Raw genomic sequence first — 23,366 nt, 5'->3', positions numbered from 1 at the left:
TAAACAGGCGCTCCGCGCCTGTAAACAAATTCTCGCGCTCCGCGCGGGAATTTGAGAATTGCGCGAAGCGCAATTCTTCCCTTCCCTCCGCTGCGCTCCGGAAAGGGAAGGGGATTTCCGTTCCGCTCCAATCCCCAACCGTACTCCGCGCGGAGGCCAGCCATGGCAGAGGGTGGCTCGCGTATCACTTCGACGGACTGTGTAGTGGTGACGGAAGGCCATAACCCTGAGGTAGATGGACCGTTGACGGCGTATGGTAGACCGCCTCGACGGCACATTGTGAGGAAGGATCCCGAAGGGAGGACCGTTACCCAACACCAGCAGCATACCCCAACCGATTACCTTCACAACCCGCCGAACGAAAATCGCGGTCGTATCAACTTTCCGAGTCACTGGGCGAACTGATGAGCTGATACCGGAACCCTCATACGCCACTTGTAAGCCTGCTACCGTCCGAGGGACGACTATCGTGCCACTTGAGTGCATCAAAACGATGAGCTGTGTAGGGCGATCAGAACGCAAGGAGGCCCGGGTGGGTTGAAAGGGCTCTCCCCCCGTTCCACGAGGGGAGAGCTTCCGCAGGGTCGGGCGGGTCCGCTCCGCTCCCCCGCCTGGGCTCAGGTGGAGGAACAAGGGGGCGTGCCTCTAAAGATCAGATAGCAGCAGCTCTCTGACCTGCGGAAACGTGGAAGATGCATTCACCTTGGGTGCATAGATCGCGATCGAGAGGGGCGAGATCCATGCACGTAGGTGAATAGACCACTCCTGTCCAGAGACACGCCTGCAACTTGAATGGATCCCCTGCATAACATCGCAGATCTGCTATGTTATGCAGCATCAACGATCATGGAGGAGGGTTCCGTGGCCCAGCCCTTGCGGCGCAGAGCGGAGGCGCCGGTGAAAGCGTCTCGGCTGGCTCCTGTGCCCCCGCCGATGGATGCCGTCAACGGGATGGAGTCCGCGCGGGATCTGCTGACGAGGCTTGAGAGGCTCGCCAAGAAGGGTGGCACCTTCACCCAGGATCCGGAGAAGCGGCCGTATGTCTTCTACGGGGGGCAGCACCTGAGTGTGTCGCAGGTGATCGAGGACAACCTGTGGAAGTTCGAGTTCAACTCGATGGCCCGCAACATCCTGGACCACATGAAGGCGGTCCACGACGACCAGGGCCTCGTGGAAGTGACCCAGTGCGAGCTAGCAGTGAAGTACGGCGTCTCACAGTCGAAGGTCTCCCGAGGGATTGGGGAGCTGAGCAGGCACAACTTCACGTGGAAGGAACAGCGTGGGGTGTACAGGCTCAACCCGCTCTACGCTTATCGCTGGGGCAGCGTCAAGCAGCGCAGACTAGTCAAGGCGCTGGAGACGGTGTTGCTGGAACACGAGATCGTCATTCCGACCGTGAGGAACGAGGCCACGCGATGAGCACCGCTCCTGTCCCTGGGTTCCACAACCCGGAGATCTTCGAGGTCCTGCCGAACGCCTGCCTGTCGCCAACAGCCCGGGACGTACTCGACATCCTCACCGCGCGTCAGGAACCAGGTGGCTTGGTCCGCATCCGGCAGCAGGACATTGCCGAACGTCTGGGCCTGACTCAGTCAGTCGTCTCCCGTGCGATCGGCCAACTGCGGGACAAGGGGATCCTGAGTGAACGGCAGCGTAAGGGGACCGTGCTCATCCACCCGCTACTCGCAGGCTACGAGTCGTTGGCGCACATGATCAACCATCTCAAGGACCCCGACACGTTCGTATGGCCGCTGAATTTCCCGACCGGAGACATCCGGCCTCCCAGGGCCCGAGATGCTCGCACCGGCACGGACTTTGACCCCGACCCGGACGGCGGCGAGGACGGGCCCGTTCCTGAAACCCGGCCCACCCTTCGGCTAGCCGGCTGAACCCCGTAGCCCCTTCCTGGGCGGCCCGTGTGGGTAGAGAGGCCCTGACGGCCCACCAGGGCCTCTCTACTGCCACACGGGCCTTCTCGTGCCTACGGGCCCGTGACAGTCCCTCAGTGCCCCTCGGAGAGAGCCTGTGGTCCGGCGTCCGTCCCGCCGAGCTCGTCGTTCCAGCAGCCCGTAGCGTGCTCTCCGCCGGCTTCCGCTTAGGGTGGGCGCATGCTGATTGCCAGCCTGAAGCCCCGCACCATGGGCGGCACGACGAACACGGGTCTCCTGACCTATGCCCTGGCACGGGCCGGCCACCCTGTCACCTGCTATGACGCGGACGAGTCCTTGCAACTTGTGGCGTGGGGGCGGGATGCGGACGACTTCCCTTGCCGGGTCCACGAGGCGGACACACCAGCGTTCGCAGAGACGATCTATCCGAGCATGGATCACAGCAGGATCAACATCGTGGACGCTGGCCACGCAGAGAACCACCCGGACATCGTGGACAGCGTGCTGGAGGTGGCGGACCTCGTCATCGTCACGGTCTCGCCCACGCCCCCCGACTACGCTCGCCTGACCAGCCCGGAGCGAGGGACACCGCTGGCCAAGGTGATCCGCCGGTCCGCAGCTCTGCGGCCAGGCGGCCTGCCGCCGACCACCGTGGTCTTGTTGAACCGCTGCCAGGCCAGCTCGTCCAACCCTAAGCGGTACGCCGAGCTGCTGACGAACGGTGGCGAGAAGGGTAATGAGCCACGCTGGGACGTCCTGACCACCAGGATTCCGCGTCGCGAGGGTATCGCCTCGGCGGTCGGCCATCCCTGCGACAAGCGGGAGCGGCGCGCGCCGTACGACGCCCTGGTAACCGAGTTGACCCGGCTGGGCCACCTGCCGGAGATCAGGCGGAGCGCATGAGTACGAACACCTCCGTTAGCCGGCGGGACCGGGCCCGCGCCTTCGTCCCGGAGCTGATCCCTGATCCGGTGGACCTGGTGCGCAGCGGCCCGCTCGACGTACGGGAGCAGCGAGACCTGGAAAGGATCCACGCCGCCCGGGACAACCATCAGAACGCCCGATGGATGCGCGGCAAGGCGCTGGAGGCCGCGTTCCGGCGCCAGCTGTACCGAGGCGAGGACGGACAGCGGACTCGCCAGCAGTATTTGGACGACGAGTGGGACGGCATCAGTGAGTCCGCCGCCTACCTGGAGATCAAGGAGTGGCGGCTCGCCGAGAAGATCGCCGACACCTGCCAACGGCCCGCTCCTGACTCCCACGTACGCGCCCTGGTCGACGTTGCCGCCGCCCATGGCCACGAGGCCGTCGCCCGCTGGTACGGCGAACTGCGCCGTTGTGGCGCGGAAACGGGGCGTCGGGTCACGGCAGAGGTGGTGTCCAACCTGGCCGAGTACCTCTCTTCCGGCAGGCAGCCGGAGCTGGACTCCCTCTTCGTGCCACGGCAGCTACCGCCGGCTCAGGGCCGCACACCCTCAAGCCCGGCCAGGCGCGCCGGGCGTATTGCGGGAGAACCGGTGACGGGCAGGGTCGTCAGCTCCGGCTCATTCCAAAATTTTGGAATGAGCCGTGGCGGAAGCACCGAGCCCGAGCAGGAGTGGACCCTAGGCGCTGAACACGTCGCGCAGTTGAGTACGTGGCTCGTAGCCGAGGCGCGCAGGACCGGGACGAGCCCGGATCTCGCCGCGGACCTGCTCGTGAACGCGGTCAGCAATGGCCCCCTGGGTGACTGGCTGCGAGCCCGAGTGGAGAACGCGGCAGCGGCCCTGGCCACGACCACTCAGGAGTAGCTAGGCCGGGCAGCGGGCCGGGGGTGGCCCGCCTGCCCGGCCCCTGAGCGCTCATCAGCGGGACGCGTTGGCGGAGAGCGAGCGCTCGGGTCCTGCTGGTGATCCCACGTGGTACCCGGGTCTCGGTCATGAGGTCTCCCGGATGGGCAGACCGTCGTACACGAGCGACAGGCGATCGGCCGGCGCCACCGCGCGCAGGACTTCGAGGGGGCGCCCTGAGGCGTCGAGGGTGAGCCGCTGGAGGGCTAGAACCCACACTTTGCCGCCGATCCGGAGATCTGCTGCTTCCTTGTCGGTGGGCATCCGGGCGGTGACGGTCTCGTCGGCGACCGTGGGTTGGTGGCCAGCAGCCACCAGTGCTCCGTAGACCCCGCCAGTGATCTTGCCGTCGCTGTCCAGTCCTGCCGCTTCTGCGACAGCAGCCGGATACCAGGCGTGCTGGAGCTGTACGACGTCGTCCGGGCGGATGAGCGCGTGGCGTAGGCGGTACACCAGAGACTCGCCCTCGCGTAGGCGGAGCAGCGTGGCTAGGTCAGCCGGCGCTTCGACTCGTTCGACCGCGACGAGCCTCATGTCGCCGTCCAGGCCCTGTGTCGCCGTGGCCGCCTCCCACGGTCCACGAGCGCCGCCGGGGGTGAGTACCTGGCCGTAGCGGCTCAGCGGGATCTTGATCTTGCTCCGGTTACGAATGAGCGTCCCCGCCTTTCGGACGGGGACGACGATGCCCTCGTCCGAGAGGACGGCGACCGCACTCCTGACCGTCTGCCGGGCGCTGCTGTACTGCTCCATCAGCTCATCAATGGGCGGCAGCTTGCCCGAGCTCGCGAACTCGCCCGCGTCGATCCGGCGGCGCAGTTCCTCCGCCAGCTCGCGGTATCCAAGCCCGGCCATGTCCGCTCCTTCCGATCCTCTTGCTCAACAGCTTAAGGCTAGCCCTGTTGACAATAGGGCGCGGACCCCCCATCCTTCAATAGGGCTAGCCGATACGACGGGTAACCGTCCCTGTTCGGTTGGTGCTCGGGCATCTTGTGCTGCCGATGTCGAAGACCGACTGATCGATGAGGAGAACCGATGGGCGAGCAGACATTCGCGGATCGCTGGCAGGCGATGTACGAACAGGGGGGCGCGCGATGACCCGCATGCCTAGTCCCTCCGGTCCTGAGGTGGTCATTCAGTCGTTCGGGTACCTGCACGAGGTGCCCGACGCGTCCGGTGGGGCGCTGTTGGTGGACCTGCGGCAGTCGCTGAGGAACCCGGCGGACGATCCGGCGCTGATCGAGATGACGGGGCTGGATGACGCGGTGATCTCGCACGTACTGGAGACGTCGGGGGCGTTCGAGGTGATCGTCCGGACCGTGGACCAGGCGATCGGGTTACTGGAAGTCAACGGCCCTCGGAACAGGATCGCCCGGGTGTTGATCGGGTGCCAGGGCGGTCGCCACCGGTCGGTGGTGGTCGCGTCTTCGGTGTGCCAGGCACTCGCGGGGAGGGGCATCCGCGTAGAGGTGGAACACCTTCACGTGGACCGGCCCGTACGGCGCGACTGATCGTTGCCTGTCGTCGCCCGGCGTGGGTCGGGCGACGGCGGGGAGTGGTTCAGCTCCCGTCTCGCGAGCGAAGTGCGGCCCCCGGCCGGTGCTGGAACACCGAGCCGAGGGCCTGAGACGACACCACCTGATGAGACCAGGAAGGGGCGGTCCTGTGATGGATCGTATCGAGGTACTGGAACAGTCCCCGATCAGGGCGCCGCGTATCGCGGTGGGTTGCCAGTGGCTGATGGGCGGCCCGGTCGCTGAGTGGGCCTGGCTGATGACCGTGCACTACACGGGCGCTGATGGAGCGACGGTGGGCACCTTCCACGGCGTGATCGCGGTGGGGGAGTCGGCAACGCGCAGCACCGTGTTCGAGGCCTGCGCCGAGGAGGTACGCCGGCAGACCGGTGCCGAGTCGCTCGCGGTCCAGATGTTCGTGCTGGACCGTCTGTTCCTGGGCGGTGCGCGATGAGCCAGCCGACCGGGGCGTACGACCCGAGCAACGAGCCGGCCACGGCAGCGTCGATTGCAGCGTCGCTCGTGGCGGCGACGGCATCAGAAGCCGCCGCTGCTGCGGCCGAGCGGTTGCGTGAGCAGATCACACAGCAGCAAGCCGGGGGTTCCCGATGAACTCGGTGGTGGGCCCGGGGCGGGTGTTGTGGCAGGTGTGGGCGGACTACCCGGCCACACCGGACGGCCGGCCCGTTGTGCACCTCAGCGCCCACGGGCACACGGACGTCGCCCGGCCGGTGAGCACGGACCAGCTCGGCGCCGAGCTGGTGGCGTCCCTGGCCGGGCCGGAACTCGACGGCCGCACGCCGCAGATCCGCATCGTCGCACGCGCGGTGTCGTCCGGCCGGTGACCCCGGTACTACCCCGCTCCGAGGCCTCGCCGTAGAAGCGCACCCCACCCGGGGCAGGCCACTGCGGCGTCGCCCTCCCACCCCACCAACCTTGCCGGGTCCTCGCGGACCCGGCTCCCTCAGCTGGCACCGCCCCGCGCGGGGCGGTGCCAGCTGAGGGAGCCGCACACGGCCCCCGACAGCACCACCCCGCCCGGACAGCGCGCGTGAAACCGCCTGAATGGCAGCAATCGATCCTTCTCAACTCAACAGTGCATTTCCAGGCAACTGCGACAAGCCGTGAGCCCTGCCTGTGCGATAGCACGCACCTTCCGCCCTGCCGCCCCGACGGGCGAGCACGGCCCCGAACGCACAGGTGAGACAAGGGCAAAGATCGCTTCGACGGTTTCCGAGCCGTCGCCGTCCAGCACCCCGCCCGTCGGCGGTGGTGCTGGGCGGTGGCCACTCGGCCACCCGGACGACCCCACCGGGGGCGCTACCGACGCCTATACCCGGCGAGGCCGTCCTCGCTCATCCCCCGACGGCCGGCCACGACCGGCACGCCCGCTGACCGGGGCCGGCCCCGCCCGTTCCGGTGCCGGGCCGGCCCCCGCCCTACGAACTGGAGGCATCGTGCCCCGCTTACTCCGTACCGCCACCGTGCGTGCTCTCCACGCCGAGCTGGACCAGGCCCACGCCGAGCGAGACCAGGCCCGAACGGACCTGGTCCGCGCCCGCGCTGAGGCCGCGACCGCCACCGCTTCTGCGATCCGCGCCGAGGACACCGCCGAGACGCTCCGCGCGGCCCTCGGACGGGCCACCGCCGACACCGCCCGCGCCGAGGGCGCACTCGCCGCCCTGCGTCCTGAGGTGCTCCTCGACACCGAGGACCGGGCTGCCCTGCGGATGCTGCTCCGCCTCACCCGCCGGCAGACCGCCGTCCTGGACCGGGTCTACGCCCTCTTGCTACGCGGTCAGCGGAAGTGATGCACGATCGGGCCGTAGCCGGCCACCCATCCACGCCACGGCGGCGTCAGCTGAGGCTGCCGCGGAGGCCGAGGGCGCGCCGCGGGACGGGTGTTCCGACCTACGCCCCCGGCGCCGCCCTCTCTCCGGCCGCCGACATCGTCTGGCGGGTGCAGCCGCTCCGGCTCGGCGGTGCCACGTGATGGCGCCGGACGAGACGGAGGAAGGGCGCCCGTTCGACGTGCCCGACGTCCAGACGTTCGGCGCCGTCTACCGGATGAGCGTGCAGACCGACGCCCGCGGCGCCGTCCTGGTGGCGTACACCAGGGACCCCGAGACCGGGTCGGTCACCCGGTCCTCGCTCCGCATCGACTGGGCGGGGGCCGCCTACATCCGGCGCCGGCTCGCCGGTCAGTGACGACCACCACCGGAGAACCGAACAGCAGCAAGGGAGCAGCGATGTTCAAGCAGCAGAAGACCCCGGCGCCGCGCGAGTGGGTACTCGCCATCCTGGGGGCCGTCACGCTGGGCGTGGCGGTCCTGTCCGTGGCCGTGACCTACCAGATCCTCGAGCCCCGCTTCGGGGTGTGGGCCGTGCCCACCGTTGGTGCCCTGGATGCCCTGTGGTGCGTGTTCCTGGCGACGGAGATCCTCGCCGGCAACCACAGGGCTCGGGCCCGGCGCGCGCAGTACGCCGGCCTGGTCCTGACGATTTTGAATGCGGCGATTCCGACCGCAGACCTGATCATGAACCGCGCCGATGGATTCGAACTGTCCGTCGTCCTGACCCCCATCGCGATCGCGGCCACCAAGCTGGCGTGGTGGATCACGCTGCTGGCGCTGGGACGCAGGACGTCCGCTAGCACCCGCACGCGGCTGGACGACAAGCGGCGGGAGGTGGCCGACCGCCTGGAGGAAATGGAGGCCGAGGCCGCGCACCGGATCGAGTTGCTCCGGCTGGCCACCGAACTGGAACAGCAGGTGGCCGAGGCGGAGACCGAGTATCGCGTTTCGGTGCTCGCGGTGCAGCAGCGGATGACCGAGGAACTGCACCGGCAGGCTGAGGTCACCGCCCAGACGGTCGCGGCCATGACGCTTCCTGCCTCGGTGGCGTCGATCCGTCTACCCGAGCTCGGGCAGTGGACCCCCGCCGCGCCGGCACTGCCCGGCACGGTGCAGCGGGACGGCCGTATCGGTATCGGCACGCAGGTCAGCACGACAATCGATACACCCGGCGAGACGCCGTCCAGCACGGCGGCACACCCCGCGGACCGGACCGTCACGCTCGCGGATCTCTCGGCCGTGGCCGGCGTCCCCGTCCCGATGCGCGGCGTCACGATGTCCAACGAGCAGATCGACGTTGTTCTACGGCACCTGCGCTACAGCGATGACCCCCCGCTGTCCTACCGCCAGGCACAGCAGGCCTTCCGGCGCGCTGGCTACAGGGCCTCGGGGGAGCGCGTGCGTCTGGCATGGGCGGACCTCATGGCCAACGAGGACCAGCTCGACGAAGAGGACGAGGACGATCGCGACGACGCGGCGGTGTAGAACATCGGTGGCCGGCACCACCGATGCGGCCCAGCCGATCTGGCTGGGCCGTGTCGCGACTGCCGGACGACCGCAGCAGTCGGGGAGCGGTGCAGACCCGGTGAGTGACCCGGCGAGCGGGCGGCAGTCCGCAGACCCGGTGAGCAGACCCGGCGAGCACCGCGCGAGTACGACGCCGAGAACCACCTGTCAGTGGTGATCGGTACGGTGAAAAATTCCGAACTCCAAATGTGCGTGCGGATATGCTCGCCCGCTCAGTATTGAAGGGGGAGGTGTGGCAGGAAAGAAGAGCGCCACTCAGGACGACATCTACGGGCAGTCGGCGGGCGTCATCGGCACTCTCGCCATCGTCTTCGGGGGCCTTGCCGCGCTCAAGGACGCGTTAGGCCTGTCTTGGGCCGCCACGGTGCTGCTCACGGTGGGTGTGCTGGTCGGCCTCGGGTACCTCGCCTGGCGGATCCGCGTGGCCGTGGAACGCCTGCGGGCGCGTGGCGGCCAGCCTGCGGCGGTGGCAGCTCCCCAGACACCCGTGCAGGAGCCGGACGCGCCGGAAGAGGACGAGGACGTCGAGCACGTTCCGGTTGAGTGGGAGCTGACCGCAGCGCTGGCCGCGGCCGGCGCGATCGGCAAGGACCAGATCATCCGAGCCGATGAAGCGACGGTCACCGAAATCAAGACCGGCGTGGGCGTGAGCCACGACTTCCTGGTGCCCAAGGGGCGCACCTACGAAGACGTGGAGAAGCGGCTCAGCGCCGTCGCCGGGGCATTCCACCTCTCCCGGATGCACGCGAAGCTGGAGCCCAGCCGCGACAACGAGCGGCGCGTGAAGTTGCTGCTGCTGCGTGAGCCTCCATTCACTCACGAGTTTCCGGCCCCGACTCGCCAGGAAATCCAAGCGTTCCCTGGCGTTCCGCTCGGTCACGAGGTCACCGGCGAACTTGCAGGGGTGCCCACGTTCGAAAAGGCGTCCCTGCTGGTCGGCGGTATGACGCAGGTGGGGAAAACCACGTTCGTCAACGCCCTCATTACCTGCCTGTTGATCGCGTACGGAGAATTCGAGCTGTACCTGCTCGACGGCAAGTTCTGCGGGCTGACCAAATTCGAGAAAATCGCTACCCGCTACGAATCCTCCGACGACCCAGCCGTTTTCGAATCCATGTTGGATGAGCTGAACGGTCGGTCGGACAGTCGGTACGGGCAGATCAAGAACGCCATTCGTGAAAGGAAGGCGCCGCCGAAGTTCAAGCCCGTCTTCCTCATTGTGGACGAGGCTGCTGATTTCTTCGCCCATGACGAATCGAGGGAGGGGAAGGAGCAGGCACGGCGGATCGCCGCAAAGGCGCGGTCGCTGGTGTCCAAATCCTTGGAGTCGCAAATTAATACGGTCCTGATGAGCCAGCGTCCGGCGCACAATGCGATTCCGGTGATGGTCCGGGACCAATTCATGTACCGCCTGTGCCTCTACGTGGCGTCCTCCGGCACCGCAAAGGTCGTCCTCGGTGACACCTACTTCGAAACTGTCGCGCCGATCAACCCGGCACTCCTCAACCCGGAAATCAAGGGGCAGGGTGTTCTGTTCGCCACCGGGCGCTCCAGGTTGATTCGAGGATTCAATTTCTCGGACGAATTCATCTGGGGTGTGGTGGACGAGGTTCACGCCCGGCGGCAGAGCGTGCTCGAAAAGGAGATCCCGGACTCTCCCGTCAAGCAGGCAATCGTCCTGATGCGCAGCAAGGGGGTGGAGTTCATGCCCTCGGCTGATTTGGCGCTGGCTCTCGGCATCACCGAAACCCGGCCGGTCGCCCGTGGTAAGGCGCTCTCGGCCCTGCTAGGCGTTGCCCCGGGCAAGGACGACGGGGGAGTCGTACGGGGCTACAGGCTGGCCGACCTCATGGCAGCAGCCAACGCCACACGCTGACGCCGGCGCACCCGCTGGCGAACCGCTGGTGATCCGCTGGAACAGCACTGCCATCCGCTGGCCAGCGAATGCCCAGCGGATGGCCAGCGGATGCCCAGCGAATCGCCAGCGGATGCCATCGAGCTGCTGACCTGCGAAAACACTCGACGACTCAGGAAGGGGTGAGTAGAGGCCGTGCGCGCCTCAGGAGCGTTAACTCTCGGCGTGGGAGCGACCGCAGCAGTGGTCGTGGCCGCGCTGGTCCAGGCCGCGGGAGAGAGCCCGATCGGAACAGCACTCAGCCTCGCGGTACCCAGCGAGTACAGCCAGCTGATCCAGAGGGCGGGGGGCACGTGCCCCGAGGTCAGCCCCAATCTGCTGGCCGCGCTGCTCTCGACGGAATCCAATTTCAACCCGAAGGCGCAAAGCCCGGTCGGCGCCCAGGGCATCGCGCAATTCATGCCGTCCACTTGGGAGTCCCACGGAATCGACGCCAACGGCGACGGCCGGCGCGACGTGTGGGACCCCGAGGATGCAATTCCATCGTCAGCTAAATACCTCTGCACCATCGCCAAGGAGGTTGCGGACGTCCCCGGCGACAGGCAGGCAAACATGCTCGCCGCATACAACGCCGGTAGTGGCGCCGTCCGGCAGTACGGGGGTATTCCGCCGTACAAGGAAACGCAGAGCTATGTTCGGGCGATAACCGATCTCGCCAACCAGCCGACGAGCGGCGGGGTCGGCGGTGGAACCGTCGTGAACGCAGCGACGGCAATGATTGGCACGCCGTATTCCTGGGGCGGGGGCGACGCTAACGGCCCCAGTACTGGGTCATGCTGTTCCCCAAGCGGTCACTCCGGTGGCGACATAAGGGGTTTCGACTGCTCGGGCCTGACCGTCTACGCCTACGCCAAGGTCGGTATTTCCCTGCCTCGGACGGCGGCGGAACAGTACGCGGCATCCGAACCTGTCAAACCGGGTGACGTCCGGCCGGGGGACCTCGTTTTCTATGGCGGCAGCGCCTCAGGAATCCACCACGTCGGTATCTACGTCGGCAACGGGTGGATGATCGACGCTCCCCGCCCCGGGAAAAACGTCCGCTACTCACCCCTCGATACGATGCCCGACCTCTACGGCATCGCACGCCCCCACAAGACGAAGGAGATCTGACCATGAGCAAGAAGAGCACCCTCGCCGCGCCCATCGACATGTCCGGCGGATTCAAGGACTTTTTCGACACGATCGGTCTGACGAGTGAGGGACTGGTAACCAAGGGCATTGCGGCCGTGATCGGTGTGATCGCGATCAAGATGCTGCTTCAGCTTTCGAACGACCCCAAAACGGCGCTGCGGAAGGGCAGCATGGCCGTCGGAACGCTGTTCGTGGCGCTCGTTCTCGCCCTCTACGGGGACACCCTGTTCTCGACCGTCACCAACCCCAAGAGCTGATGCGGGATGCCTGACAACCCGTGTGACGGGCTGCCGATTCCGGCCCGGCACTACTGCCAATCGGACGGCAGCGGACCCCCTGGTGGCGGAGGCAGCGACGGCCTAACCCCCGGCGGCGGCAACGGACTAACCGGAGGAGCCTCCGAGCACGTCAAGGAGCTGGCCGATTTTCTCATCAAGCAGATCGAAGGGTTCCTCGCGCCGGACACGGTATGGGCGCCGAAGGACGCGGAGAGTGCGCTGTATCAGCCGTTTCTGTGGCTGGGTCAGCACCTCGCTGTCAGCATCTTCATGTGCGTCGTCGTCGTGTGCGCCCTGACCGCGTGGCAGGGCGCGCCGCGCATGAGGCAGTTGGGCGCCTCGACGGGGTGGACCCTGGCGGCGGTGGCCGGCATGGCGTCGGTGCCGGCCGCGGTGATGCTGCTGAACCAGGCGCTCAGCGCCGCCTTCAAGACGGCGTTCAACAGCGATGAGGCGACCCTGTTCGCCACCATCCGGAGGGACCTGGAGACGGGTGCGGACGCCAACCCGGTGGGGATCTTGATCATCGTGTCGGCGTTGGTCGTCGCGTTGGCGTTCGCGGCTCTGGTGTTCATGACGCGTCAGCCGGCCATCGTGGTGTTCGTGTGCATGGCGCCGCTGGTGCTGGCCTCGCTGGCGCGTGGGGGCGATACGACGGCGGTGAGGCGCTGGGCGATGCGGCTGCTCGGAGTGATGTTCGCCCCGTTCGCCCTGCTGCTGATCGCGCCGTTCGTCAAGGGGTTCGGCGGCGCGCTGGTCATGGACGCCGTGCTGCTGGTGCTCGCCGACGCCCTCATGCTCCGGATGATCTTCCACGGGATCCCCTACTTCGGACCCCGGATCGCGGGCGCCGCCCGGACGCTCGTGGAGCGCCAGACGACCAACCCGGTGGCGCGGGGAGTCGTACGGGCCGGTGCGCCGGACGTCTACGAGCAGGAGAACACGCCGCGCGGTCCGCGCACGGTGGACACCCCGGGGCGCGGCATGTCGCAGGACGGGGGTGTCCTGTTGGCCGCGTACGGCGTCAAGGGCCGGTCCCGGCCGGGCCGGCTGACCACCGCGTCCGCGATGGCCAGGGTGGCGCACGACACCGAGCGCACCGAGCAGATCCGCCAGGCGCGCGGGCAGGCTCGGGCCGCGATCCGGCCCGCGGCGCCCAACTCGCCGGCTCCCACGGCGACCAACCCGCGGGGCGCGCGGACCCCCAACCCGCGCCCGGCGCCGCCGAGCGGGTCCAGCAACCCCTAACCCTGCCGCTGTGCCTGGCCCCGGCCGGTCGTCCTCTCCGCCCTCACGGGCGGCGAGGGTGACCGCCGGGGCCAGGGCGTAGGCGGCTCCAAACAGAAGAAGGAGGAGGAGGAGACCGTGTACCGCCTGACGCCCGGATACCGCGTTCCTGCTGTGCAGCGCGGACTGAGCCCTGTCGAGACCCTGCTGACGAAGGCGAACGCCGGGGTCGGCGGCGCCGTGCTGATGTCCGCGATGATCACCCCGCCCCCGTTGTGGGCGTTCGGCGCGGTGGGCGCTGCCGCAGCGCTGCTCAACCTCGCTCCAGGGCCGCGCTCGCTCGCCCGGTGGGCCGCCGTCGGGTACAGGCATCTGCGCGAGCGCACCGCCCCCACCGCCATGTCCGACCGTCCCGGAGCGACGGCCACGTGGACGCTGCACCCGGACCACGGCACCATGCAGGACCCCCTGCGGCGGGCGGAGTGGCACGCCGCGTTTGGCCGCGCCCTGACGTTCGCGGGCGGTCAGGCCCGTACCGCCGGCATCCAGGTGCACGTCACCCACCATGCCGACGTCGGCGAGTACGTCACCCACACGCAGACGATCTCCGTCCACGTCCCCAAGGGCCTGGTGGGGCAACCTGACCGGATCGTCGCCACCCTGGAGGCGGAGTTCGCCCGGCTCGGCGTGCTGACGGCCGTGGACCCCGAACCGGTCCCCGCGGTGGCCGAGCGCGGGGCCGGGTGGGTCGGCCTGGACGGCGGCCACTACGCAGCCACGGCACGGATCACCGGGTGGCCCGACGAGACCGACGGCGACCTGATGAACAGGCTGCTGCTGGGCGACGCCACCGCCGACGGCCGGCACTACGCCACGGACCGCTCCTTCGCGGTCTTGTATCGGCCGCTGCCCCCGGCGCAGTCCCGCCGCTCCGCGAAGTGGCAGTCCGCCGCGGCCGAGGCGTTCACCACCGACAAGGTCAAGGCCGACGCCCTGCACATCACCAGCGGCACCACGCACGGCGCCCTGGTCCAGGGCGCCACCCTCGTGGACATCGACGCCTTCATGACGGTGTGGGGCGACAGTCCCGAGGCCGTCTTGGACGCCCGGTGGCAGGCCTCGCTGGTGGCCGACCGGCACCGCATCGGCCTGGACTGGCTCACCGGCCAGCAGCACCGCGCCCACGTGATGACCACCCCGCACGGGGCCTCCACCAGGAAGGGAGCGATCCTGTGATCCGCCTGCCGTCCACCCACGCCGCGATCACCGCACCCCTGCCCGCGTCCAGCACCGCGTTCCCCGGCATCCCGATCGGGCGGTCCCTGCTGGACGGCCGGCCTTTCCACCTCTCGCCCGTCATGGCCGACGACGCGATCCTGCCGTCCACCAACGTCCTGGGTCTGGGCGGTCTGGGGTCCGGCAAGTCCAGCACGGGCAAGGCCCGGATGCTCCGCGAGATCCGCGACCACGGCCACCAGGCCGTCGTCATCGACCCGTTTGGGGAGGACGGGGCGAACGGTGAGTGGAGGCCCGTCGTTCAGGCACTCGGCGGCCAGGTCATCAAGGCCGGCTCGTTCACGCTGAATCCGGTCAGCCAGTTGTTCCCGGCCCCGGTCCGCGAGCAACTGGTCCGGTCGCTGATCCTCGCCGTGGAACCCGACGCGCTCACGCACAAGGCCACCCACGCGCTTCAGCACGCCCTGAACCACCCCAAGGGGACCACGCTGGGCGGTCTGGTGGACGCCCTGGTGACTCCCGAGGACGGCCGGTGGCCGGCCGAGCGATTGGCGGAGTGGGGCGTCGGTGCCGCCATCGCCCTGTCGCGCTACACCGAGGGCCCCCTCACCGGCCTGTTCGACGGCCCCGACGCGGGCCTGCCCCCCACGGACCTGCCAATCGTGTCTTTCGATTTCACCGGCCTGGACCGCAACTCGCCGGCGATCCCGTCGCTGATGGCTGCGGTGACGTGCTGGGCAGAGCACGTCTGGCTGCCCTCATCGACCGCCACGCACCGCCACCTGGTCCTCGAAGAGGCGTGGCAGGTGTTGCTGTCCCCGGCCACGGCCGAGCTGATCCAGCGCCAGGTGAAGAACTCGCGGAAGGCCGCGCTATCCATGACCGTGCTCATGCACACCCTGTCCGACTTGGGGGACGGTCGCGCGCGGGATCTGGCGCGGCTGTGCGAGATTGCCCACGTGGGGCGTCTGGGCCCGGAGGAGGCGGCGATCGTGGGCGCGCTGCTGGGGTTGCCCCAGTGGGCGGTGGACATGATCCCCACGCTCGGGCCGGGACAGGCCGTGTGGAGGATCGGCCCCCATTACGTGGACATCGTGCAGACCGTCCTGAGCGAGGAGGAGGCGGCGTTGACCGATACGTCCTCGCGACGCCGCCAGGCTCAGCAGGGCCACGCGGTGGCTGCTGGCGAGACGACGACTCCTGAGCCGGCCGACGACGAGGAGCTGACCGAGGACGACGAAGGGCTGACGGAGGACGACGACGAGCCGACCGAGGAGCAGCCGGCACACCGCGCCGAAGACGGCGACGAGCCGGGCGACGCGCCACGCGCTGAAGACGAGGAGGAGGGGGAGTGGGCGTGGGAGATGCCGCCGGGGGTCATCGACGCCCGGCACTACGACGTCCTGCAGGCCGCGCGGGAGGGCCGGTGCAGCGAGGCCGCGCACATGGCCGCGATCGGTGAGCGCGAGGACATCAACGCCTACGGCATCAACAGTGATCAGGCCGTATCGTGGCTGGCCACCCGCGCACAGGTGGCCGAACTGTGCGGAGAGCCGAGCAAGGCCGTGCAACTGCGCGCTACCGTCACCCGCATGGGCAAGAATCCCGATTGGTACCAGCAGGCCGACGGTCCAGGTACGGCCTGGTACAGCGGGCCTCAGCCGACCGCCCCGGAGCAGCCGCCCGCACAGGCGCCAGCACCGCCCGTGCAACGTCGCCGTGCCTGGCCGTATGTCGCAGCGATCGCGGCTCTGTCGATCACGATCGCAGGCGTGTGGCAATACGCCGCCGCGGAGGAGCGCCGACAGGAACTCGCGGCCCGGGCCGCCGCATACAAGGGCCGCTCGGGAGCTGAGCTGAACATCGACGGCGTCAGCGCCGACCTGGTGGCCCACTGGAGCCGGGACCGCGACCGCGTCACCATCGAACTCCGGACGTTTTTCGATCGGAACGCGCGGTATCTGCGTGTGGATGCTGGGGGCAAGAGCGCCAGCACTGTCCCGGAGAATGGATGGTTCCCGAAGGCGCCTGAGGTTGTCGTTCCGGTGGCAGACCCCTTGGCGGACGTCACGGTCCGGGTGGCGATCGGCGGCAGAGACTGGCGGGAAGGCGTTCAGGCGCCCTCCCGGACGGTCCGCCTCAGCCCGACCGGCACCGCCGTTGACGCCGAGACCGGCCAACGGCTCAAATCGGATCTTGGTTGACGGTGATCAGGCCCCCGGGCCGCCCTTCGAGGCGGCCCGGGGGCCTTTTGCGTTCCAGGGGGTGCGCTGCGCCTACGCTCCGCCAGCGTCCTCCCGGGCCCACACGGCTGGTCCCCCGCCGCGCCATTCGATCAGTAGGCCGTCGTCCAGGTGGACGCTGTCGGGGTCCAAGCCGGCCCGGCGGAGAAATTCCAGTAGATCGCCGGGGCTGGTGGCGCGGCCGAGGATTTCACCGTCTACGCGGACGCGCCGCCCGCCCTGCTCGTCGGGCGGGTAGACGATCACGCGCAGATCAGGGCTCATGCTCCCAGCCTGCCGGTACCTGCTCATTCCAGCACTCCGAGGGCGGTGTCGGGGCGGCAGTGGGGGCAGGCCGGTATGCCCTCGGCGAGCAGCTGCCGCAGCTGTTCGCTGCTGGCTGCCGCGCACCGGTTGCCGGTGTCCCAGCAGCCCCCGACGTGCAGTCGCACGGCGGGCCGGCCGGCGCCGATTCCGCGCTCGACCAGCCACGCGGGCGGATCCCGCCGTGTTCTGCTGCGCGCGGTGAGGGCCTCGCGCTCCTCGGCGGCCAGCAGCGCGGTCTCTGCTCGCTGGAGTTCGCCGCGGAGGTAGGTGACCAGGGTCCGCAGCCGGGGCGGATCGGGGGGTAGCACGGACACGACTCACCCCTCGTACTGCGCCCGCCGCAGTGCCCGGCACGTCTCGCACAGGGGGTTCGCCGGTGCTCCGTACCGTGCGCACGGCCGGTGGCACCGCGCACACGGTCCGGTCTGCGACGGGGTCCAGGTCACGGGTACCGCTGGTGGGCGGGGGGTGGGGGCCTGCTCGGTCATGCTGCTACCTCCCGGTAGGTGGCCAGCCAGGCGACGAGGTTCTCGGGGAACTCGGGGAAGCGGAATGTAGCGCTCACCCTCCTAGTGAAACATACGTTCGATTAGCTGAACGAGTCCCTCCGCCGCGTTTCGAGGCCAACGGCAGGGGCCCGTGTCCTGGGGGCCGGGTCGGTGGTTGGCAAGGGGTGGAGACGTGGGGCGAGATCAGGGCCGGGATGCGGCTGGACGTGGGTGTGGTCTGGGTCTGCCAGGCCTGTCCTGCTCAGGGCGCTGGCTGGACGCGGCCCGGCACGACGCTGCTGCGCACGCGGTGAGCTGGCACCGGGACACGGTCGCGCTCACCGAGATCTCGCTCCGCCTGGTCTCCGCCGAGGACGTCGAAGTCCGCGCCCGCGCGCGCGTGGACCCCACGGTCGCTCTGATGCCGCCCTTGGTACCGCTTGGCGGCGGGCTGTCCCTGGTGCAGCAGCGGATCGTGTGCGACGCGGTCGGGTGCCCGCCGGATTCCCGGCACCGCCGGCGCCAGCAGGCCGCCCTCGGCCCGGTCAGGCCGTGATCTCGTCCATGAGCATGCGCAGGGTCAGGCTGTGCTTCTCCGGTGGCAGGGCGTCCATTGCGGTGGTGGCGTGGGCGATGCCGCCGGCGCGGTCGCCGGCCCGCGCGAGCATCAGCCCCCGGTGAAGTTCCAGGTGGGTGGCGAAGCGCGGGAGGCTGGCTGGGAGTTCGGCCAGCGCCTGGTCCTGGGCGTCGATGGCGGCGCGTTCGTCACCGAGCCGGGCCAGCAGCAGCGATCGGAACACGTTCAGCCGCCACCACGGCACCGCGTAGTCGGACGTCTGCTCGTGCGAGCCGACCGCGTCGAAGAGCCGGCGGCCCTGCTCGTCGAGCGCGAGCGCGGTGGCCCGGTCGCCCCGCAGAGCGGCGGCGTGCGCCAGGCCGTAGACGGCGTTGAGCCGGCCGAGGGAAGGACGCTCGGACAGGGCGAGGGCCTGGCCGGCGAGTGCGTCCGCGACACCGAGCGCGGCCCCCTCGTACCCCAGTGCGATCGCTGCCCGCCCGCGTACCCACACCCGCACGCCCTCGTCGCCGGACCGGTCCGCAGCGGTGGCCGCCATCCGGTACCAGCGCACCGCCGCGTTCCCGTCCGAGCCGGGGACCGTCTTGGCGTACAGGGTCATCAGGCGGGCGGCGGCCGACCACAGGCGCGGTGTGTCGAGTTGCTGTTGGACGACGACGAGGTCCCCGGCCAGGCGGCGTTGGATGTCGGCGGCGCCCAGGGACATGTAGTCGGTCCCGTAGGCGGCCAACGTCGCCTCCCACGCATCCTCGCTCGGCCCGCCCGTCAGCCGGGCGGCGAACCCCCGCGCCAGCAGATCGGAGGCGACCACGGGGGCTATGGCGGTACCGGCCACGTCGGTCAGGAACGTACGGCGCATCATCGGGTCCTCCAGGACGGCTAACGGCACGTCCAGCACCCCGGACAGCGCCGCGAGGTAGAAGCCGCTCGGGCGGACCTTCCCCCGCTCCCACCGGGCGATGTACTCGCGGGTCAGCGTCGTCCCGTGCACAGCGTTGATCTCGTCGGCCAGACGGCCCTGCGACCAACCATGGCTGGTGCGTAGCTCGCGGATCAACTCCCCGATGTCCATGCGCCCAGTCTGCCCCCCCAATTTGCCCCTACCCCGCCGCTTTGGAGGAGCCGAGGGTAGGGGTACCGGTCAGGATGTGAAGGGGCATCATCTGATGGCACAGAGCACCGACGACAGCCGCGCCCGCCGCGAGGCCCTGGCGCTGTTCCCCCCGGCCCGGCTGAAGCCACCGCCGACGTGCGACCGCTGCCAGGAGTACGCCCGGCGGCGTGACACCGCTACGGGCCCGCTGCGCGGCACGGTGGTGACGGACATGCAGGTGTTGATGAAGCGCTGCGCGCAGGACGGCCACCGGTGACCGGCCGCCGGTACGCGGTCGGCCAAACGGTGTTCGACCGTGACCGCCAGGCCCACGGCGATGTCGTCGGGCGCTACCCCTCCCCGCTGGTCCTGCGCCTGAGGGATACGGCCGGGTTCCAGTGGATCGCCCGTACCGTCACCTGTGAGCCGGTCGGACGACGACCGGCCGGCAGCGGCGCGGGCGCCGATCGGGGCGAGCGGCGGATCCCTGCGGGGCGGGTGCCGGTGGAGGTGCCGCCGACCGAACTCCGCGTCGGCGACCACGTCCTCGTCGGTGGGCGCCTGGTGGCCATCGCGGATCTCCGCTACCGCCACGGCGGCACCCGTACCGTGATCCTGAGCACCGGCCGTCTGGCCGTGGCGACCGCACCATGCGTGTCTACCGCCCCCGCCCAAGCTGACCCCGTGCCGCCTCGACTCGTTCGACCGCGACGAGCCTCAGCCCGGCGGCGCCCGCGATCGTGTTGCTGGGGGCATTGGCCGGTGCGGTGCAGGAGTGGGGCGCCGCTCACCCCCGGGGCGCGTTCACGTACCTGGGGCTCGGCGGTGTGCTGGGCGTCGGACTGATGATCTTCGCCGGGGAGGCCGCGACGTGTTGACCGCACTGGTGTAGGCGGGATCCGGACCACCGCACCCGGGGCCGACCCCACGTCGGGCAGACTCGGGGCATGACCGATGACGTGATGGCGGATGTTCTGCGGGACACGATCGAGGCCTACCTGACCGAGGTGGATCTCGAATACCTGGACTCGGACGATCTGGCCTGGAACCTGGTGTATGCGCTGCGCCGGGCCGGGCAGCAGCCGGCTGCTGCTTCGGCACCGTCGGTGAGCGAGTAGACAGCAGCGCCCTGCCGGGCAGGGGGTCCGGCTAGGGTGCTGGTAGCCCGTGCCGATATGGCGTGCGCGGGCGAGGCCCGGTGCCCGGCGATGCTGGGGGCAGTACCACCGGGCCGCCCCACCCGCCCCCCGGCCGGGCCGTCCCCGTCACGGCCACACAGGTTCTCGCGCTGATGCAACGGCCGTGCCGCGGGGCGTCAGATGACCCCGAGCTCGGCCAGTACGGCGGCGCGGTCCGCGGGTAGGGACGCGCGGCGGGCGCGCTGGTTGGACAGCCACACCCCGAGCCGGACGTCGTGGTCCTGGCCGTCGTGCTGAACCTGCTCGACGTGCGTGCGGGGGACGCCCGCGAGAGTGCCCTCGCGGGCGAGGTAGGCGCGGGCAGCGGCGAGGCCCCGGTTCCATGCCGCCGCGCGCCCGCCCGACGTCGGCGTCGGAGCGGGCTCGGGCTCGGTGACGCCGAGGGCGGTCAGCCGCTCGCGCTGCGCGGGGGACAGCTCCCGCCAGGTCTCGCGCTGCCGCTGCAACCACCGACCCACGTCGGCACCGTGCACGGTCACCCCGGGGGTGATCTCGTCCACCGCCGCACCGCCGGCGGTCACCAGGGCGCGCACACCGGCGTAGTGCCGCTGCCAGTCGATCGGCCAGTCCGGGTTCCAGTCCGGATCGATCGCGGCGAGCTGTGCGGCCCGCTCGGGCGTGAGGGCGCCGGGCCTGCGGCAGTTGCTCAACCACTGCCCGACCGGCCGTCCTACGGCTCCTCCGGGGCCGTCTAGGGCCCTCTCGGGCTGTCCGCCGGGCTCAGCGACGACCGCGCTGCGGGGGGCGGCCAGCGTCCCGTACCGGCCCATGTACAGCTGCGCCGCCGCAACGTTGTCGAGCCAGTCAGCCTCGGCCGGGTCCCAGACCATGCCCAACCGTTCCAGCCGCGCCGCCCGACGCCCGTCGAGTTGCCCCGACGCGTACGCGGCCCGCTGCCGGCGGATCCACCGCCCCAGCGGGTAGCCCCACTCCGTCTCCACACCTAGCGGCACCCGCAGGTGCCCGGTGCGCGACGACCACCGCCGCGCCGCCCAGTAGCCGCGCGTCCAGTCCTGCCGCTCCGTGTCGATGACGCGCAGCGACACCAGTTCTGCGACAGCGACCGGATCCCGAGGCGACGAGAACCGCAGCAGCAGCCGTGATTCCTCCTCCCCTTCTTCAGGCTCGGGGCCGATCCACTCACCCGGAATCCGAGGAGAATTCGCCTCGGGAGTGGCGAGCATTTCCACCGCCCGCTCATCATGCGCCCGCAAAGCGGTCAGCACTTTCACCAGGGGCCGGTAGGACGCCGACGTGACCATGTCGGCCGGGGACTCATCAGGCCCCAGGAAAACCGGCACCACGAGCGACGCCACCTTGCCTGAATTCGGCTTTTGCCGCAATGCCCGACCGATTGCCTGCACGACATCGACCACCGAACCCTTCGGGTCCAAAAGCGCAACCGAATCCACCGCCGGGCAGTCCACGCCCTCACCCAGGACACGGCAATTCGACAACACCGCCCGATGCGCCGTCCGCCCGAACTCCCCCAATACCGCCGCACGGTGGTCCGCCTCGTGCTCACCGCGCAACCACCCCGACCACACCGATTCCGGATACCGCTCCGGATCATGAGCATGCAATTCAGCGGCCTTCTGCCTCAATCCTTTGCAAAAGGCCTCGGCTTCGACCGTGCGATGGTGAAAGGTGATGATCTTCTGCAATCCGTGCTCAGCGGCTGTCCGCAACAACGCCGCCTGCAACGCCCCCAGCCGCTGACCGCGAACGTGCTCCTCCCGCGCCTCAGGCCCTGCCAGCCGCTCAGGGGTCACCACCGGGTCCCGGACCTCCATCACCAGGATCTGATACCGGGCCAGCAGCCCCAGGCTGATCGCGTCCGCGAGCCCCAGCTCGTAGACGACCGGCCCGAACACCCTCTCGTCGTCCATCGAGCACGCCAACTCCGCCGGCAACCGGTCCCGCGCCCCCTGCCGTACCTCGTAGCTCGGCGGGCGCTCCCGCCACACCCGAGGCGTCGCGGTCAAATACAACCGCCGCGCCGCCGGAATCTCCGACTGATCATGAATAGCCGACCACGCCTTCCCCCAACTCCCCGACGTACGGTGCGCCTCATCAACAACCACGAGATCAAAAGGCTGCATTGCCGGGCCGTATTCACCGCTGCACGCCTTAGTGAGTACCGGCAACGACGCGTACGTCGCGTACATCGTCACCGGACCCCGCCCGTGACGTTCGGCCAGCAATACGGGATTAGTGGTCGTGCGCACCCCCGCCGCATACAGACCGGCATCATCATCCAGAGAACACACCGCAACTGACCGGCCGTCATGCCCCTCCGCGCGCCACTCCCCGACCGTCTGAGTCAGCAGATCAAGGGTCGGCAGCATCACCAGGATTCGGCCGCCCTTGGCAATCCGCAGTGCCGAATGCGCAGCGATCAACGTTTTTCCGGTACCGCACGCCGCCACGACCGAGGCCCGTAGCCCATCGGCAGGAATTCCCCTAGGCGGGGCGTCAAGAGCCCGGACAGCCGCCTCTACTGCCTCTACCTGGTGCGGCCTGAGTTCACGCGGTGCGCTCATCGGTTCCCCTCCCGAGGGGGTCGGCTGGTCCCGGTCGCTCTACACAGTGCCGAGTTGTGATGCATGGGAGCGTGCCGGGTGGTCGTCGTCTGACGGTAGCAGGGTCGGGGTGGGCGTGAGTTGGTTTTGCTGTAGGAGCATCAGTTCGGGTTGTACGCCGGGTGGTTGGGGTGTGGGGGATTGGGGGAGTGGTGTTCTCTCTGGGTGGTGTTCGGCACTCCTTCGGGTTTATCCTGTAGTCCGGTGCAGGGGCCCCGGTTGCGCGTGACGTGTCGGGGTGGCAGGGTGCCGCGCACTGCTCGGCGGGCGTTCTACCTGGCACTCATGCTGTTCCGCCACTGCTACACGGTCAGCCGAAGTGATGCGCAGACCCCCTCGGGCCGTAGCCGGCCACCGCGCGGAGCGCGGTAGGGAATTGGAGCGGAGCGGAAATTTCCGCCCCTTCCTGGAGCGCAGCGAAAGGAAGGGGAGAATTACGCGGAGCGTAATTCCAATTCCCGCGCGGAGCGCGGGACTTGACC

24 protein-coding genes are annotated in these 23,366 nt (G+C 69.3%); 19 read left to right on the top strand and 5 right to left on the bottom strand.

The features are described 5' to 3' along the window. The first annotated feature begins 846 nt into the window (after positions 1–846). From LG632_RS21225 to LG632_RS21210, 4 genes are all read left to right on the top strand, one after another. On the top strand, positions 847–1,419 hold the full coding sequence (locus LG632_RS21225; RefSeq protein WP_226728994.1) for a hypothetical protein: 573 nt from the start codon (positions 847–849) through the stop codon (positions 1,417–1,419). Beyond that, positions 1,416–1,889 (top strand): helix-turn-helix transcriptional regulator, encoded by a 474-nt coding sequence (locus LG632_RS21220; RefSeq protein ID WP_226728993.1) that lies wholly within the window; start codon positions 1,416–1,418, stop codon positions 1,887–1,889. Before LG632_RS21225 ends, LG632_RS21220 begins: the two co-directional genes overlap by 4 nt. Before the next feature lie 219 nt (positions 1,890–2,108). Beyond that, complete coding sequence (locus LG632_RS21215; RefSeq protein ID WP_226728992.1) at positions 2,109–2,792, top strand: P-loop NTPase family protein; 684 nt, start codon at positions 2,109–2,111, stop codon at positions 2,790–2,792. Continuing rightward, positions 2,789–3,679: a hypothetical protein gene (locus tag LG632_RS21210; protein WP_226728991.1), complete on the top strand. Its 891-nt coding sequence runs from the start codon at positions 2,789–2,791 to the stop codon at positions 3,677–3,679. Before LG632_RS21215 ends, LG632_RS21210 begins: the two co-directional genes overlap by 4 nt. 126 nt (positions 3,680–3,805) lie before the next feature. Here the strand turns inward: LG632_RS21210 and LG632_RS21205 are convergent, their stop codons facing one another. Next, entirely contained in the window at positions 3,806–4,570 is a 765-nt protein-coding gene (locus tag LG632_RS21205; protein ID WP_226728990.1) for a GntR family transcriptional regulator, read from the bottom strand. 272 nt (positions 4,571–4,842) lie between these two features. Here LG632_RS21205 and LG632_RS21200 point away from each other — a divergent pair, with 272 nt between their 5' ends. From LG632_RS21200 to LG632_RS21145, 12 genes are all read left to right on the top strand, one after another. Beyond that, positions 4,843–5,226 (top strand): RapZ C-terminal domain-containing protein, encoded by a 384-nt coding sequence (locus tag LG632_RS21200; RefSeq protein ID WP_308108832.1) that lies wholly within the window; start codon positions 4,843–4,845, stop codon positions 5,224–5,226. A gap of 157 nt (positions 5,227–5,383) precedes the next feature. Further along, positions 5,384–5,683 carry a hypothetical protein gene (locus tag LG632_RS21195; RefSeq protein WP_226728989.1) on the top strand — a complete coding sequence of 100 codons (300 nt, stop codon included), beginning with the start codon at positions 5,384–5,386 and terminating at the stop codon, positions 5,681–5,683. 154 nt (positions 5,684–5,837) lie between these two features. Next, positions 5,838–6,074 (top strand): hypothetical protein, encoded by a 237-nt coding sequence (locus LG632_RS21190; protein WP_226728988.1) that lies wholly within the window; start codon positions 5,838–5,840, stop codon positions 6,072–6,074. A 639-nt stretch (positions 6,075–6,713) separates the two neighbouring features. Beyond that, complete coding sequence (locus LG632_RS21185; RefSeq protein ID WP_226728987.1) at positions 6,714–7,040, top strand: hypothetical protein; 327 nt, start codon at positions 6,714–6,716, stop codon at positions 7,038–7,040. Positions 7,041–7,221: 181 nt separating this feature from the next. After that, positions 7,222–7,437, top strand: coding sequence for a hypothetical protein (locus LG632_RS21180; protein ID WP_226728986.1), 216 nt, complete (start codon positions 7,222–7,224; stop codon positions 7,435–7,437). A 41-nt stretch (positions 7,438–7,478) separates the two neighbouring features. Continuing rightward, positions 7,479–8,567 carry a hypothetical protein gene (locus LG632_RS21175; protein WP_226728985.1) on the top strand — a complete coding sequence of 363 codons (1,089 nt, stop codon included), beginning with the start codon at positions 7,479–7,481 and terminating at the stop codon, positions 8,565–8,567. 274 nt (positions 8,568–8,841) lie between these two features. Then, complete coding sequence (locus LG632_RS21170) at positions 8,842–10,485, top strand: FtsK/SpoIIIE domain-containing protein (protein WP_226728984.1); 1,644 nt, start codon at positions 8,842–8,844, stop codon at positions 10,483–10,485. A gap of 204 nt (positions 10,486–10,689) precedes the next feature. Next, positions 10,690–11,634 (top strand): C40 family peptidase, encoded by a 945-nt coding sequence (locus LG632_RS21165; protein WP_226728983.1) that lies wholly within the window; start codon positions 10,690–10,692, stop codon positions 11,632–11,634. Positions 11,635–11,636: 2 nt separating this feature from the next. Then, positions 11,637–11,912, top strand: coding sequence for a hypothetical protein (locus LG632_RS21160; RefSeq protein WP_226728982.1), 276 nt, complete (start codon positions 11,637–11,639; stop codon positions 11,910–11,912). A gap of 6 nt (positions 11,913–11,918) precedes the next feature. Beyond that, on the top strand, positions 11,919–13,181 hold the full coding sequence (locus tag LG632_RS21155) for a hypothetical protein (protein WP_226728981.1): 1,263 nt from the start codon (positions 11,919–11,921) through the stop codon (positions 13,179–13,181). A 117-nt stretch (positions 13,182–13,298) separates the two neighbouring features. Next, positions 13,299–14,396, top strand: a complete 1,098-nt coding sequence (locus LG632_RS21150) for a hypothetical protein (protein WP_226728980.1) — start codon at positions 13,299–13,301, stop codon at positions 14,394–14,396. After that, entirely contained in the window at positions 14,393–16,600 is a 2,208-nt protein-coding gene (locus LG632_RS21145) for a putative type IV secretion/conjugal transfer ATPase (protein ID WP_226728979.1), read from the top strand. The genes LG632_RS21150 and LG632_RS21145 overlap by 4 nt, the downstream gene beginning before the upstream one ends. Before the next feature lie 72 nt (positions 16,601–16,672). On the opposite strand, the gene LG632_RS21140 is transcribed toward LG632_RS21145, so the two are convergent. Beyond that, positions 16,673–16,903 (bottom strand): hypothetical protein, encoded by a 231-nt coding sequence (locus LG632_RS21140; RefSeq protein WP_226728978.1) that lies wholly within the window; start codon positions 16,901–16,903, stop codon positions 16,673–16,675. A gap of 23 nt (positions 16,904–16,926) precedes the next feature. Next, positions 16,927–17,259, bottom strand: coding sequence for a DUF6233 domain-containing protein (locus tag LG632_RS21135; protein ID WP_226728977.1), 333 nt, complete (start codon positions 17,257–17,259; stop codon positions 16,927–16,929). 484 nt (positions 17,260–17,743) lie between these two features. Here LG632_RS21135 and LG632_RS21130 point away from each other — a divergent pair, with 484 nt between their 5' ends. Next, entirely contained in the window at positions 17,744–17,989 is a 246-nt protein-coding gene (locus LG632_RS21130) for a hypothetical protein (protein ID WP_226728976.1), read from the top strand. On the opposite strand, the gene LG632_RS21125 is transcribed toward LG632_RS21130, so the two are convergent. After that, positions 17,979–19,082: a helix-turn-helix domain-containing protein gene (locus LG632_RS21125; protein ID WP_226728975.1), complete on the bottom strand. Its 1,104-nt coding sequence runs from the start codon at positions 19,080–19,082 to the stop codon at positions 17,979–17,981. The genes LG632_RS21130 and LG632_RS21125 overlap by 11 nt on opposite strands. 94 nt (positions 19,083–19,176) lie before the next feature. Here LG632_RS21125 and LG632_RS21120 point away from each other — a divergent pair, with 94 nt between their 5' ends. Both LG632_RS21120 and LG632_RS21115 read left to right on the top strand, forming a co-directional pair. Further along, the gene (locus LG632_RS21120) at positions 19,177–19,380 is read left to right on the top strand and encodes a hypothetical protein (RefSeq protein WP_226728974.1); all 204 of its coding nucleotides are present in this window, start codon (positions 19,177–19,179) and stop codon (positions 19,378–19,380) included. A gap of 670 nt (positions 19,381–20,050) precedes the next feature. Next, positions 20,051–20,221, top strand: coding sequence for a hypothetical protein (locus LG632_RS21115; protein ID WP_226728973.1), 171 nt, complete (start codon positions 20,051–20,053; stop codon positions 20,219–20,221). 197 nt (positions 20,222–20,418) lie between these two features. On the opposite strand, the gene LG632_RS21110 is transcribed toward LG632_RS21115, so the two are convergent. Continuing rightward, a complete protein-coding gene (locus LG632_RS21110) occupies positions 20,419–22,845 on the bottom strand; it encodes a DEAD/DEAH box helicase (RefSeq protein ID WP_226728972.1) in 2,427 nt (808 codons plus the stop codon). Positions 22,846–23,366: the final 521 nt, after the last annotated feature.

Source organism: Streptomyces antimicrobicus, from assembly GCF_020532625.1.
Lineage (GTDB): Bacteria > Actinomycetota > Actinomycetes > Streptomycetales > Streptomycetaceae > Streptomyces > Streptomyces antimicrobicus.
The sequence above is the reverse complement of the archived record's forward strand: the minus strand, read 5'-3'. Positions and strand labels throughout refer to the sequence as shown.